Genomic DNA, 14085 nt, shown 5'->3' with positions numbered 1-14085 from the left:
TAAAAAACAATTGCCGGTATTAAAATTCATTGTTTTTACACAACTTCTCAGTAAAGATTTTTATACATAGCTATTACTATTTTGACCAAAAAATAAACATGCGATATGAGAAATATATCATTAATACGAATAACAGCCTGCATCCTTATTGTGTTTGGCCTGCTGTTTTTTGGGGGTTGTAAAAAAAGAGATATTACGGGGTTAAGGGATGTGGCTTACCCAACTACGGGTGAAGTGTTTATAGATGACTTTACAGGAGACCTTGCTTATTCGGCATTTGGCGGGTCTGACGTAAAAGCTTTCCAGGTAGATAAACAGGAAACCTATGCAAGCTCATCCGCATCCATGCGCTTTGCTGTGCCGGATGCCAACAGCCCGCAAGGTTCGTATGCGGGGGGGGTGTTTTACAGTAAAACGGGCAGAAATTTATCCGGTTACAATGCGCTTAGCTTTTACATAAAAGCTACCCAGGCGGCTACTATCGGCTCTATTGGTTTCGGCAACGATTTAGGAGAGTCAAAATACCTGGTTACATTAAATGCAGTTGCTGTTAACAGCAACTGGAAAAAGGTAATCATTCCTATCCCTGATGCATCAAAGCTTACAGCAGAAAAAGGCTTAATGTATTACTCTGCAGGCCCGGAAAATGACCGCGGTTATACCTTTTGGATTGATGAAGTGAAGTTTGAGAAAATAGCAGACCTGGCACACCTTACCGGTATAATATTTAATGGACAAAACAATACCATTGCCAAAGCAGAAACAGGCGATAAGATTACAATTAATGGGTTAATGGCAACCGTAAACCTGCCATCGGGCATTAACGAAACGGTTAATATTTCGCCATACTATTTTACCTTCTTATCCTCATCTACAGGCGTGGCAGGCGTGGCAGAAAATGGTTTAATATCCATTGTGGATGCAGGTACTGCAACCATAACCGCAAAGCTTGGCAGCGAAACTGCTGCAGGCTCATTGAGCATTACCTCTACAGGCGCACCCATTATGCCCGCCGAGGCAGCCCCTGCACCAACAAGAGATGCGGCAAACGTTATATCTCTTTACAGCAATGCGTACACAAATGTTCCTGTAGATACCTGGAATACCCATTGGCAATTTTCAACCACCGAAAACTTTTTTGTTACGGTAAGCGGGGATGATATTATCAGATACAGAAGTTTGAATTTTGTTGGTATTGAATTTAAGAACCCTCCTGTCAATGCATCTTCCATGCAGGTTTTTCATATAGATATGTGGACGCCGGATGCCACAGAAGCGCCTAATAACTTTAAGATACTGCTTGTTGATTTTGGCGCCAACGGCGTATTTGGCGGCGGGGATGATTCTCAACATGAAATTGAGGTTACCAGCCCGGTATTGGCAACAAAAAAATGGGTTGGCATAGATATTCCTCTTTCCTCGTTTACAGGGCTTACCAATAAAGCGCATTTGGCGCAGTTGGTACTTTCCGGCTCAGTACCTAACGTGTATCTGGATAATGTTTACTTCTACAAAAACCCTACAAATCCGCCAACAGGCGCACCTGTGCCTTCCACACCTGCGGAAAATGTGCTTTCTGTTTTCAGCGATAGCTATACAAACATATCCGGTACAGACTTTAATCCCAACTGGGGCCAGTCAACCGTAGTAACACAAACGCCTGTTGGCGGAAACAATGCATTGTATTATGCTGCTTTTAATTACCAGGGCGTACAGTTAGGCAGCAGCCAGGATGTTTCTTCTTATGCCTATTTGCACCTGGATTATTATTCAGCAAATGCATCGCAACTGAGAATATTTCTTATAAGCCCCGGCCCTGTAGAAACGCCATACACGCTTAATGTGCCTACTTCCGGCTGGAACAGTGTTGACATCCCTTTATCGGCATTTTCGCCTGTGGCGTTAAACAGTATTATCCAGCTTAAGTTTGATGGCGGTACCGGAGTTGATGTTTATCTTGACAATATTTATTTCTGGAAAATTCCGCCGGTGCCACCGGTAGCAGCGCCCACGCCGGCATACCCGGCAGCGGATGTTATTTCAATTTTCAGCGATGCTTACACAAACGTTGCAGGCTCTGATTTTAACCCTAACTGGGGGCAGGCAACGGTAACTACGCAAACACCTGTTGCAGGTAATAACACATTGCTGTATTCCGGTCTCAATTACCAGGGCCTTCAATTGGGCAGCAACCAGGATGTTTCCGGAAAAACCTATTTGCATATAGACTACTATACCGCAAATTCAACTTCGTTAAAAGTATTTCTTATAAGCCCGGGCCCGGTGGAAACATCCTATACGCTTGGTGTGCCTACCACAAATGGCTGGAACAGTGTTGATATACCATTAACCGCATTTGCACCAGTGGCGTTAAACAGCATATTCCAGTTTAAGTTTGAAGGCAACGGTAATATATACATTGATAATATTCTTTTCAGATAGCAACTACATGTTGTTTTAAAGCATACACTTCGCAATAAAAAAATTATTATGAGAGTATTACATATAAAAACACAAGGCAAATTATTTAGAGCGCTAAGCGTGGTAGCCGCACTTTCTGTTTCATTGGCAAGTTGTAAAAAAAATGCTGTACAAACCTTGCCTCAGAGAAGCTGGGAGCTTACATGGAGCGATGAGTTTACAGGCCCGGCAGGCGCTTTGCCCGATGCGGCTAAATGGTCTTTTGATATCGGCGCCAGCGGCTGGGGCAACAGCGAGCTGCAGTATTACACCAACAGGCCCTCCAATGCTGCGCTTGATGGTGATGGCAATCTCGTAATCACTGCACGGCAGGAGTCTTTTGAAGGCGCAGGCTTTACATCCGCAAGGATAAATACAAAGGGAAATTTTTCACAGTCTTATGGCCGTTTCGAGGCCAGGATAAAAACACCCTATGGCCCGGGTATCTGGCCGGCGTTTTGGTTGCTTGGCGATAACATTGATGTAACCCCCTGGCCGCAGTGCGGCGAAATAGATATTATGGAACAAAAGGGCCAGGAGCCATACATTAATCATGGCAGCGTACATGGCCCTGGCTATTCCGGCGGCGGCTCCATTACAAAAGCCTATGCCCTTTCCAATGGCAGGTTCGATGAAGACTACCACGTATACGCAATTGAGTGGGGCGAAGGCTATATTGACTATTTTGTTGACAACTTTCTTTTCCAGCGCATCACGCCGGATGCCGTTACCGGAGAGTGGGTATATGATCATCCTTTTTACATTATACTTAACGTGGCGGTAGGCGGCAATTACGTTGGCTTCCCTACATCCGGTACGCCCTTTCCTCAATCTATGTATGTAGATTATGTAAAAGTGTATAAGCAAAAATAGTTGCTGCATACACACAAAGCATAGTGGTATTATTCCGTGTATGCGCTGCGGTATTAAATAATGGCAAGCAATTTTTTGCCTGCGGCAATTGCTTTGCCCGAAACGCTGCAATACCAATACAGTTAATACATTTTTTGCCCTTAGCTGCATTGCTGCTATCATCGTCCCTTGTGTCACTCACTTGTACTGTATATCTCTGCGCGGCAAGTAATGCGGCCCTGCTGAGCGTATGTAAAGTACCGCTGCAAAAAAGGAAGATGGTTTGAACGGTTTTTCAGCCGCACATAGAATATTAGCTGTCATTGCAGGCAGTAATTGCAGCGGGCAACAGTAACTAAGGTTGCCGCACAATGCTGAGTAAAGAACAAAGCGTACAAGAGTGCGACGCAACAGACGATTAACAGCAGTAATGCTGTTGGGTACATAAATGGCCTTTCATTATTTAAGCAATAACTAGCAAAGCATGATGGCGCATGTATTGCCGGATAATGAACCGATGTACAAGAGAGTGACATAATGGCTGATGACAGCAGCAATACAGCCTTGGCAAACGCTAACATACAATGGGCGCCATAAGGTTGAAATGAAGTGCAAATTAAAACAGCATAAAGTGAACGCAGTATTACAACAACCGGCAACAGCAAAGCAAACGGGCCTTGATGAAGTTGAAATTGATGGTGAAGTTTTTTATAAGATTTCGCATGCGGATGCGATGCGGCCATTTTTTATGAGCATTGTTAGTGATTCTAATCATTGGATGTTTGTTTCAAGTAACGGTGGCATAAGTGCAGGAAGAAAAAATACAGACTACGCATTGTTTCCTTACTGCACAGATGATAAAATAACTGAATCTGCGGAGCATACGGGGTGCAGGGCAATAGTACGGATACTTAAAAACGGGCTTACGCATGTATGGGAGCCTTTTTCCGTGCGGAGCGCTGCCGTTTACAATCTCGAGCAAAATTTATACAAGAGCCGCTATGGCAATTCCGTAATATTTGAAGAGGTTAATGCAGACCTGGAAATCAGCTTTAGATACCAATGGTGCTCAAGTGATAAGTATGGCTTTGTAAGAAAATGTAAACTCGCAAACCATGCCGCGGAAGCTTTGCAGGTAAACATGCTTGATGGCCTGCAAAACATTTTGCCGTATGGTGTAAGTAACGATTTACAAACCCGTGCAAGCAATCTTGCCGATGCGTATAAGCGTTCTGAACTGATAGCGGAAACAGGCTTGGGCATTTTTGCCCTGAGTGCTGTTATTGTTGATAAAGCTGAACCAAGTGAGGCATTGAAGGCAAATGTAGCATGGTCATTGGGCTTACAAAAAGCTGCACATTTACTTTCCGCGCTGCAGCTAAAGGAATTTAGAAGATATGGCCGGGTACAGCAGGAAGAAGATGTAAAAGGTGAAAAGGGCGCTTATTTTACAGTAAGCGTTTTTATGCTTAACCCTTATGAGGAAAAAGAATGGATGACAGTAGCAAATGTAAACCAAAGCCATGCTGCTGTTATTCAACTTTCAGAGAGTATAAAGGGTAATACCGGTTTATATGATGAGGTGCTTAATGATATAAAACGCGGCGCCAAAAACCTGGTAAGACTGGTAGCGTCATCTGATGGTTTGCAGGCTACCGCAGACAGTTTAAAAGATACAAGGCATTTTTCCAATGTGCTTTTCAATATAATGCGCGGTGGGATTTTTGATGATAACTATCAAATTGAGAAGTGGGACTTTACAAACTACCTGCGCAAAGCCAATACTATTGTATTTGAAAATGCGCAACACCTGGTGCAGCAAATGCCGGCACAGTTTTCTGTGTTTGAGTTACATAAGCTTGCTTACCGCACAGCAAACCTTGATTTGCAAAGATTAAGTACAGAGTATCTGCCTTTAAAATTCAGCCGGAGGCATGGAGACCCAAGCCGGCCCTGGAACCAATTTTCCATTAACACAAAAAATGAGATGGATGGTTCTAAAATTTTGGATTACCAGGGCAACTGGCGTGATATTTTTCAGAACTGGGAAGCATTGGCCCATTCGTACCCGGCATTTATAGAAAGCATGATTTTTAAATTTCTCAATGCTTCTACTTTTGATGGCTATAACCCTTACCGTATAACAAAGGATGGTTTTGACTGGGAAACAATCGAGCCTGATAACCCCTGGTCGTATATTGGCTACTGGGGCGATCACCAGGTTATTTATCTGTTGAAGTTTCTTGAATTTTTAGAGAAGCATAAGCCGGGCCGCATTCAAAAAATGTTAAACCAAAATGGGTTTGTATATGCCAATGTTCCATACCGCATAAAGCCTTATAAGGCTATTTTACAAAATCCAAAAGATACCATAGAGTTTGACCATAAAAGTAACAGGGCAATTCGTGAAAGAATGGAAGCCATAGGCGCTGATGGCGCATTACTTACTGATGTAACCGGTGAGATATACCACGTAAGCTTTGGCGAGAAGGTGCTGGCAACCGTATTGGCTAAGCTTTCAAACTTTGTAGCCGGTGGCGGCATCTGGATGAATACGCAGAGGCCGGAATGGAATGATGCCAACAACGCATTGGTGGGCAATGGGCTTTCAATGGTTACTTTGTGCTACCTGAGGCGGTTTCTTACATTCCTTCAGCCTGTTCTTGAAAAAGACGCTGCTGCCGTAATTGAGGTTTCCTCATCTTTAGCGATTTTCTTTAAAGAAATCGCTGCCGCATTTGAGCAATATAAAAGTTTGCTGCATACGCGTATAACTGATGCTGTAAGAAAACAAATGACCGATGTACTGGGCACCGCGGCAAGCCGTTACAGGGAAAATGTTTATACAAACAAATTTAACGGAGAAAAAAAGGGGCTTACCGCAAAGCTTATTTCTGGTTGCTTTAATAATGCGCTCAAATTTTTGGATCACGCTATTGCAGTAAACAAGCGCGGCGATGGCTTATTCCACACGTATAACTTAATTTCTTACGATGCGTATTCGGCAAGTGTTTCCTGCCTCAGCGAAATGCTGGAAGGCCAGGTGGCGGTTTTAAGCTCCGGCTGCCTTTCCGCCGAACAAAGCCTGCGGCTGCTTGATGCACTGAGAGCAAGCTTATTGTACCGGCCAGGCCAAAATAGTTATATGCTTTATCCTGATAAGAACCTGCCGGGTTTTTTGCACAAAAACAATATACCGTGGGAAGCTGCAAGTAAATCATCATTGTTAAAGCAGTTGATAGAAGATAAGAACTTTTCTATTGTTGAAAAAGATGTGTCGGGTGGTTTACACTTCAACGGAAACTTTAGAAACGCAAATGATGCAGAATTGGCTTTAAGCAGCCTGGATAACCGCTATCAGGCGCTTGTGGAAACCGAAAGAACCTTAGTGCTGCAAATTTTTGAAGAGGTATTTAATCATAAAGAATTTACAGGCAGGTCTGGTACTTTTTTCGGGTACGAAGGGTTGGGCTCTGTTTATTGGCACATGGTTTCTAAGCTGCTGCTTGCAGTGCAGGAGGTATGCATCCATGCCATACAGCAAAATGCAGATAAGCAAACATGCAGGCGCCTGGCTCAGCATTTTTACGACATAAATGAAGGTATCGGGGTGCATAAGTCTCCACAATGTTATGGAGCATTTCCAACAGACCCTTACTCGCATACACCGGTTGGTAAAGGCGCACAGCAGCCCGGTATGACGGGGCAGGTAAAGGAAGATATCCTTACCCGGTTTAGTGAACTCGGCATTTTTGTAGATAATGGAAGACTGAGTTTTAATCCGTTGCTGCTAAGGAGAAATGAATTCTGCAACAAAGAAACGCAGGTGCAATATGTAAACACCCGTGGAGGTACAGAGGAGATAAAGCTTGCACCTGGTTCGCTGTTTTTTACATACTGCCAGGTACCGGTTATTTACATGGTACACGGGCAAGATGGCATTGAAATACAAAAAGCCGATGGCAGTGCTGAAACAGGCAGCGCTGCCGCACTTTCAGAAAATGATAGCGCCGCAGTGTTTAAGCGTACGGGCGAAGTGGTTGTAATAAAAGTTTTTATAAAAGAAACAAGTTTAAAATAAATACACACGCACTGCCCGCAGCATGCAAATTATTGTTGTTACAAATACCAAAAGATTAATCCATCCGTACAGGAAAAAGCCATTCAAACAGTAATTATAAAAAATAAAACCAACTGATATGCCCGTACACAAAACAGACCCAAAAGATGTAGTACCTATAGGCCAGAAAATTGCTTTCGGGGCCGGCAACCTTACCAACCAGTTGCTTCCGGCCTCATTGGGTGTATTTATGTTTTTTCTTGTAGTGGGTTTTGGTATGAGCCCCTACAAAGCAGGCATTCTTGCCGCTATTCCACGGTTTATAGACGCTGTACTAGACCCCATAATGGGCTACATTTCCGATAACACAAGATCTAAATGGGGGCGCAGAAAACCATATATTTTTGGCGGCGCCATAGTTACAGGCCTGGCATTCATTTTAATGTGGCAATTAAAAATCCCCATAGAAGGAGATAATTTTGAAACCTACAATTTCATTTACTTCCTGGTAGTATCCGTTTTATTCTATTTAGGATATACAGTCTTTGCGGCCCCGCTGATTGGTCTTGGTTATGAAATGACGCCCGATTATAACGAACGAACAAGGCTTATGGCCATGTCCCAGATCATGGGGCAGATTGCCTGGATGATAGCGCCATGGTTTTGGTTCCTCATCTCCCGGCCGGAACTGTTTCCCAATGCGCCCACAGGTGTAAGGCAGCTATCCATTTGGGTAGGGTTATTATGCCTTGTAATGGGCATCATGCCTGCAATTTTTTGTAAGGAGATAGATCAGTCCAATTTGCAGGGGCAAACAAAATTGTCTTTTAAAGGTATCGTTACCAACCTAAAAGGGTTCTTTCACGACATTAAAAAAACAATTACCAACAAGCCCTTTTTGCGTTTATGCGGTGCAACATTCTTTGTATTTAATGGCTTTCAGATTGTAGCGCAGTTTGCATTTTTTATCATCATATTTTATATGTACAATGGAGACCAGCAGGCCGCTGGCCAATGGCCTGCATGGTTTGGTACGGTAAGCGCTTTGGCTACGGCAATACTTGTAATACCATTCATCACATACATGTCCACCAAAATAGGAAAGCGAAATGCGTTTATCGTTTCTACTGTCATATCCATCTTCGGGTATTCATTAAAGTGGTGGGGCTTCCATCCCGGCAATCCCTGGTTATTGTTTATGCCCATACCGTTAATGTCATTCGGTATAGGCGGTTTATTTACACTTATGATGAGTATGACGGCCGATGTGTGCGATTATGATGAACTAAAAAATGGCATGCCACGCAAAGAGGCCCTGTTCGGCGCTGTATATTGGTGGATGGTAAAACTCGGCACCTCACTTGCATTGTTTCTCAGTGGTGTTATACTAAGCAGCGTGGGTTTCGATCAGAATGCAAAGGCACAGGCGCCAGCCACCATCACAGCATTGCGCATTGCGGATATTATAGTTCCGTCTGTTGCAGGGTTACTTGCCATCATTGTTATGTGGGGTTATAATATTTCAGAAAAAAGGGCAAAGGAAATAAGGGAAGAGTTAGTAAAAAGAAGAGGAGATTTATAACATTATTCTTAATTTTTTTGGCCTTAGCTGCATTGCTGCTATCATCGTCCCTTGTGTCACTCACTTGTACTGTATATCTCTGCGCGGCAAGTAATGCAAACCCGCTTAAGTGTTTGTAAAGTACCCATGCAAAAGGATAATGCGGTAAGCATTATTGCGGTACATGCAATACAAGCCGGTATTGCAGTTATTAATTGCAGTATGCAACAGTAACTAATGGTGTTGCACAATGCTGAATAGCGAACAGAACGTACAAGAGTGCGACGCAACAGACGGTTAATGGCAGTAATGCAGCCCGGCTCATAAAAAAAATTCACAATTTTACCCCTTGCACAGTATAACCGGGCAATATTGTTTTTTAATGCTACAATCACAACTTAAATAATACTGTTATGTCATACAGGAAAGAACAAGTCTTATCCCTCAGGCCAGACGCTGAAAGCAGTTATATAGCAGGGGAGTCTGAAGCTGCGTTAAAGGATTTGTTTGCCGAAATTCTCGAAAACGGTGTACATGGCTTTTGCTTCAGCCTGTACGAAGATGGCCAAAAGCCGGGAGATGTAATTTCCGAAGCGCAGGTAAGGCGAAGAATGGAAATATTAAGGCCGCACACAAAATGGATAAGATCTTTCTCATGTACGGATGGAAATGAATATATACCCAAAATTGCTAAAGAAATGGGGCTTAAAACGCTGGTTGGCGCATGGCTGGGAAATGACCCCGGAATAAACCAAAGGGAAATAGAAGGGCTGATAACGCTGGCAAAAAAGGGGCTTGTAGATATTGCCGCGGTTGGCAATGAAGTAATGTACAGAAAAGACCTTACCGAGGAAGCGTTGCTTGGTTTTTTAAGGTACGTAAAATTGCAGATACCACATGTACCGGTAGGATATGTAGATGCGTATTATGAATTTTCTCACCGGCCTGCCATTACAGAAGCCTGTGATGTAATACTCTGTAATTGCTACCCTTTTTGGGAGGGCTGCCCTTTTGAAAGTTCATTAGACTACATGAAGCAAATGTTCTTGCAGGCCCAAAACGCAGGCAATGGAAAAGAAGTAATTATTACAGAAACCGGCTGGCCCAGCCAGGGCGAAAACCTGCAGGGCGCAGTACCCTCCGGAAAAAACGCCAGGGATTATTTTATTAATACGCAATTATGGTCTGCCAATGATAATATCCCGGTTTTCTACTTTTCTTCTTTTGATGAATCCTGGAAAGTAGGCGCTGAAGGCACCGTGGGCGCTTACTGGGGTATTTGGGATAAACATGAAAAAAGCAAATTCTGATATGGATTTTTTTAAGGCATTCAATATACAACCGGGAAAGGCCATTTGTTATTCAGGATACAGGGATGGGCAGCAGCCTGGTGGCATTTGTCCATCGTACAATGAGGTGAAAGAAGATTTACTTATACTTCAACCCCACTGGAAGTACCTGCGCTTATATGACTGTGATGAGCACGCCAAAACGGTTTTGGAAGTTATCAGAAATGAGGGATTCGGTTTTAAAGTAATGATGGGCGCTTACATAGAAGCGGAGATGAACAACCTTGGCTGCCCATGGGGCGGGGGTGTTTATGATGAATGCAGGTTAGAAGAAAACAGGCAAAAAAATGATGAAAAAATCCTGACGCTCATAGAATGGGCAAATGAGTTTTCCGATCTTATTTTTTGCCTCTCGGTAGGCAATGAAGCATGTGTTGACTGGACGGACCACTATGTACCAGTAAGCAGGGTAGCAGGGTTTGCGCAAAAAGTAAAACAGCATGCCAGGCAACCTGTTACTTTTTGCGAAAACTATGTGCCCTGGCTAAATAAGCTTAAGCCCCTTGCCGAAGCAGTGGATTTTATCTCTGTACACACATATCCTGTATGGGAGTATAAGCATATACACGAATCAATAGCATACACAAAAGAAAATTACGAATCTGTAGCTATGGTTTATCCCGGCAAACCCGTAATTATTACAGAAGCCGGTTGGGCTACCAACTCAAACGGCAGGGGCATAAACCCAGAGCATGTAAATGAGCAAAATCAAAAAACATATTTTGAAGATTTAATGCGATGGTCTGAAACAAACGATGTTCTTGTTTTCTTTTTTGAAGCGTTTGATGAATCCTGGAAAGGTTCCCCGGATCTCAATGAACCGGAAAAACACTGGGGCCTGTATAAAACAAACAGAACGCCAAAACTGGCCATGCGGCAGCCGCAAACTAATTTCTAACAAGCCTTTGCCGGAAAGTTCCTTATAAAAGGCTTTGTAGATTAATACGTGGCTCGGGCTTGAGCCCTTAATCCTTAAGGGATAAACATTGAATTACGGGCAACAAGCAAAATTTGTTTCAGGATCGCTGCTTTTATTAAGCATGGCCAATGCTACAAATCTTCCTCACGCTCCAATAACAGTACAGCACTCTGGGGAACGATAAAGTACTTTTCTCCTTCGTATGCAATTTCTGTAGCGCCGCTAACTAAAAAGATAGCCAGGTCTCCTTCCCTTGCCTGCAGGGGTACATACTTAACCTGCTCCTCTTCACTTTTCCAGGGCTCATTATCCGCAGGCATAGGTATGGCATAACCCGGCCCGCTTTTTATAACGTAACCCTGCTGAACCTTTTCTTTTTCCTGAACGCCCGGCGGCAGATATAAACCGCTGGCCGTGCGTTCGTTAGCCTGTAAAGGTTTTACCAATAAACGGTCTCCTATTACTATAAGTTTCTTCAGTTTATTATCCGGCGTTAACAACATCTTTTGTTTTTAAAATGCAAAAATAAACAGCCAGGTTAAACTTGTGTCAGCCGCTGTACATCTGTAATGCCGGTGAGCATTACCTTTAACAAAATATTACTTTCAGTTTGCACAGGCACACTAATTGATTATATTTATTTGTTGAAACTTAAACCGTAAATAAAATGGAAGGAAAGAAATACAAAATTTTATTGTGTGAAGATGATACGAACCTGGGGATGGTACTGAAGAATTATCTTGAGCTAAATGATTACGATGTAACCCTTGAAAGAGATGGCCGTTTGGGCCTGGCTGCTTTTCAGCGGGAAAAGTTTGATATATGCCTGCTGGATGTAATGATGCCCAACATGGATGGCTTTACGCTTGGCGAAGAAATCAGGGACATTGACCCTGAAATTCCACTGTTCTTCCTCAGCGCTAAAACTATGAAGGACGACATTATACAAGGGTATAAACTGGGCGCTGATGACTACATTACCAAACCTTTTGACAGCGAAGTGTTGCTGCTTAAAATAAAAGCTATTCTTAAGCGCAACGAAGAACTGAACAGGGAAAATGAGAACATGGAGTTTGACCTGGGCAAGTACCACTTTAACCCCAAACTGCGGGAGCTTATACACGATGGCAAAACCCAAACGCTTTCTCCTAAAGAAAACGAGTTGTTGAAAATGCTGGCCGAACATAAGAACGACCTGCTGCCACGTGAAAGGGCATTAAAGAAAATCTGGGGCAGCGATACCTACTTTAACGGACGCAGTATGGATGTGTACATTGCCAAACTGCGCAAGTACCTTAAAGATGATGAGAACATTGAAATCGTAAATATACATGGCAACGGTTTCAGGCTGGTAGTGAAAGATTAATAAACTATTATACAGTGTAAAAGGCCGGTTATTGAAACCGGCCTTTTTTTATCCCCCGAATTCGAACTCTGTTCATGAATGAACAGGTTTTTTCAGTATGTGTAAACTCCGGTGAAAGCCTTAAAGCTTCAGGAACCCAGTTGCGCTTTCAGCTCGTGGTGGTCCCAGCTTATGTTAATGCTGTTTATTTTTTTATTTCTGTCAAGCTTAAATATGAGTATATAATCGCTGTAAAACCTACGGCCTTTGCTGGGTATGCCGGCAAAGGGTTTATGCTGCGTACCCCTGGCTGTAGCCACACAACGTACGGTATGCTCATTTTCTTTAATGGCCGTGTACAGCATGCTGTTCATATCCGGGAAACTTTCTGTAAAAGCATTAAACATTTGCTTACCCAGCACACCTATTGTGCCTCTTCCTTCATCGCCAAGCGGTTCAAAATAAATGGAACCGCCCGGGTTGCAGTAGCTTATCATGCGTTCAACATTCTTCTGGCTGTAAGCAAACATAAATGCTATGCAGGAGTTGTTCTTTATGCCCTTTAATATGTGCTGTGCGGGTATGTTCATCATGAAACAGGTTTTTTGGCACAAAAAGCGTTAAACATTTTCAGGTGGATTTGTTACTGCTCTTGGATCAAAGAAGTTTTCCTGTTCAGTAATTAAGCCTGCTTCATTTATTTTAAACCTGTCTATAATTCTTAATGTGCAACAGGGGTTTAATATCTCACAATGAAATTCAACGGTAACGGCGCTGGCATCATTGTTCACAAAGCTGTCAATCAGTTCTGTTTTGCCTACCAGGGTTGGCAATGGGCCCCACCACTCATTTTTTAACCGCTCTTTTCCTGTAAGTGGTTGCCAGCTGCCACCCGCAGTAAGGGGGGCACGCAGAGATACATTTTCATCGTACGGGATAGCGTCAAAATTCTTTGCGCCCAGGCCATTTACAACATATTTTTTTCCAATGTTGTGAAGCATGGCTGCCCGTTCCTGTATGTTCATGGCAAATCAATTTAAGCGTTAAGGAATTAGCATATAAGTTGCTGCTTAGCTGCCTAACTGGCGCTTAAAATCTTCGTGGTTCCAGGTAATTTGTATACTGTCTATTTTGTTGTTGTCATCCAGGTGAAAAATGAAAATGTGGTCGCTGTCAAATTGCAGGCCCTTGCTTACAATACCAGCAAAGTCTTTTTTCTGCGTGCCCCTTATTACCACCTGGCAGCGTACGGTATATTCATCTTCGGCAACAGCGGCATCCAGCGTATTGTCAATATCCGGAAAGCAGTCAATCAGCATTGTCCAGATGGTTTTGCCCAGTTCGCCTATCTTGCCCTTACCGGCATCGCCCATAGGGGTAAAATGCACTTCGCCCTCCGGGTTGCAAAGGCTCATCATTTTGTCAATATTTTTTTGCTGGTAAGCAAACATGAATGCCACGCAGGCATTTTTCAGGCTAAGCTCCTGTTGTTGTTCTACAACGGTTAACATAACGTTTCAATTATTTGTGGGTGAATGT

Annotated in this window: 11 protein-coding genes; 7 read left to right on the top strand and 4 right to left on the bottom strand. The window is 43.1% G+C overall.

Features of this window, described 5'->3' with window-relative positions; translation table 11 throughout:
* Positions 1-105 precede the first annotated feature (105 nt).
* From F0364_RS10495 to F0364_RS10470, 6 genes are all read left to right on the top strand, one after another.
* Positions 106-2442: a CIA30 family protein gene (locus tag F0364_RS10495; protein WP_153797729.1), complete on the top strand. Its 2337-nt coding sequence runs from the start codon at positions 106-108 to the stop codon at positions 2440-2442.
* A gap of 48 nt (positions 2443-2490) precedes the next feature.
* Complete coding sequence (locus F0364_RS10490) at positions 2491-3333, top strand: glycoside hydrolase family 16 protein (protein ID WP_153797728.1); 843 nt, start codon at positions 2491-2493, stop codon at positions 3331-3333.
* Positions 3334-3943: 610 nt separating this feature from the next.
* Positions 3944-7393: a 1,3-beta-D-glucan phosphorylase, GH149 family gene (locus tag F0364_RS10485; protein ID WP_153797727.1), complete on the top strand. Its 3450-nt coding sequence runs from the start codon at positions 3944-3946 to the stop codon at positions 7391-7393.
* Positions 7394-7511: 118 nt separating this feature from the next.
* Positions 7512-8954 (top strand): MFS transporter, encoded by a 1443-nt coding sequence (locus F0364_RS10480; RefSeq protein WP_153797726.1) that lies wholly within the window; start codon positions 7512-7514, stop codon positions 8952-8954.
* Positions 8955-9346: 392 nt separating this feature from the next.
* The gene (locus F0364_RS10475; protein WP_153797725.1) at positions 9347-10243 is read left to right on the top strand and encodes a glycoside hydrolase family 17 protein; all 897 of its coding nucleotides are present in this window, start codon (positions 9347-9349) and stop codon (positions 10241-10243) included.
* Between the two features lies 1 nt (position 10244).
* The gene (locus tag F0364_RS10470; protein WP_207632604.1) at positions 10245-11180 is read left to right on the top strand and encodes a glycoside hydrolase family 17 protein; all 936 of its coding nucleotides are present in this window, start codon (positions 10245-10247) and stop codon (positions 11178-11180) included.
* Between the two features lie 152 nt (positions 11181-11332).
* On the opposite strand, the gene F0364_RS10465 is transcribed toward F0364_RS10470, so the two are convergent.
* Positions 11333-11704 carry a co-chaperone GroES gene (locus F0364_RS10465; RefSeq protein WP_153797724.1) on the bottom strand — a complete coding sequence of 124 codons (372 nt, stop codon included), beginning with the start codon at positions 11702-11704 and terminating at the stop codon, positions 11333-11335.
* 164 nt (positions 11705-11868) lie between these two features.
* Here F0364_RS10465 and F0364_RS10460 point away from each other — a divergent pair, with 164 nt between their 5' ends.
* Positions 11869-12567: a response regulator transcription factor gene (locus tag F0364_RS10460; protein ID WP_153797723.1), complete on the top strand. Its 699-nt coding sequence runs from the start codon at positions 11869-11871 to the stop codon at positions 12565-12567.
* A 128-nt stretch (positions 12568-12695) separates the two neighbouring features.
* Here F0364_RS10460 and F0364_RS10455 read toward each other — a convergent pair whose 3' ends face one another.
* From F0364_RS10455 to F0364_RS10445, 3 genes are read right to left on the bottom strand one after another with little or no spacing between them, the layout of a single operon-like run.
* The gene (locus tag F0364_RS10455; RefSeq protein WP_153797722.1) at positions 12696-13139 is read right to left on the bottom strand and encodes an ester cyclase; all 444 of its coding nucleotides are present in this window, start codon (positions 13137-13139) and stop codon (positions 12696-12698) included.
* Between the two features lie 27 nt (positions 13140-13166).
* Positions 13167-13571: a nuclear transport factor 2-like protein gene (locus F0364_RS10450; RefSeq protein ID WP_153797721.1), complete on the bottom strand. Its 405-nt coding sequence runs from the start codon at positions 13569-13571 to the stop codon at positions 13167-13169.
* A gap of 45 nt (positions 13572-13616) precedes the next feature.
* Positions 13617-14057 carry a nuclear transport factor 2 family protein gene (locus tag F0364_RS10445; protein WP_153797720.1) on the bottom strand — a complete coding sequence of 147 codons (441 nt, stop codon included), beginning with the start codon at positions 14055-14057 and terminating at the stop codon, positions 13617-13619.
* Positions 14058-14085 lie beyond the last annotated feature (28 nt).

The sequence above is a fragment of the Foetidibacter luteolus genome (genome assembly GCF_009650435.1).
Classification (GTDB): domain Bacteria; phylum Bacteroidota; class Bacteroidia; order Chitinophagales; family Chitinophagaceae; genus Foetidibacter; species Foetidibacter luteolus.
Note: the sequence above shows the minus strand (reverse complement) of the source record. Positions and strands in the feature narration are given on the sequence as shown.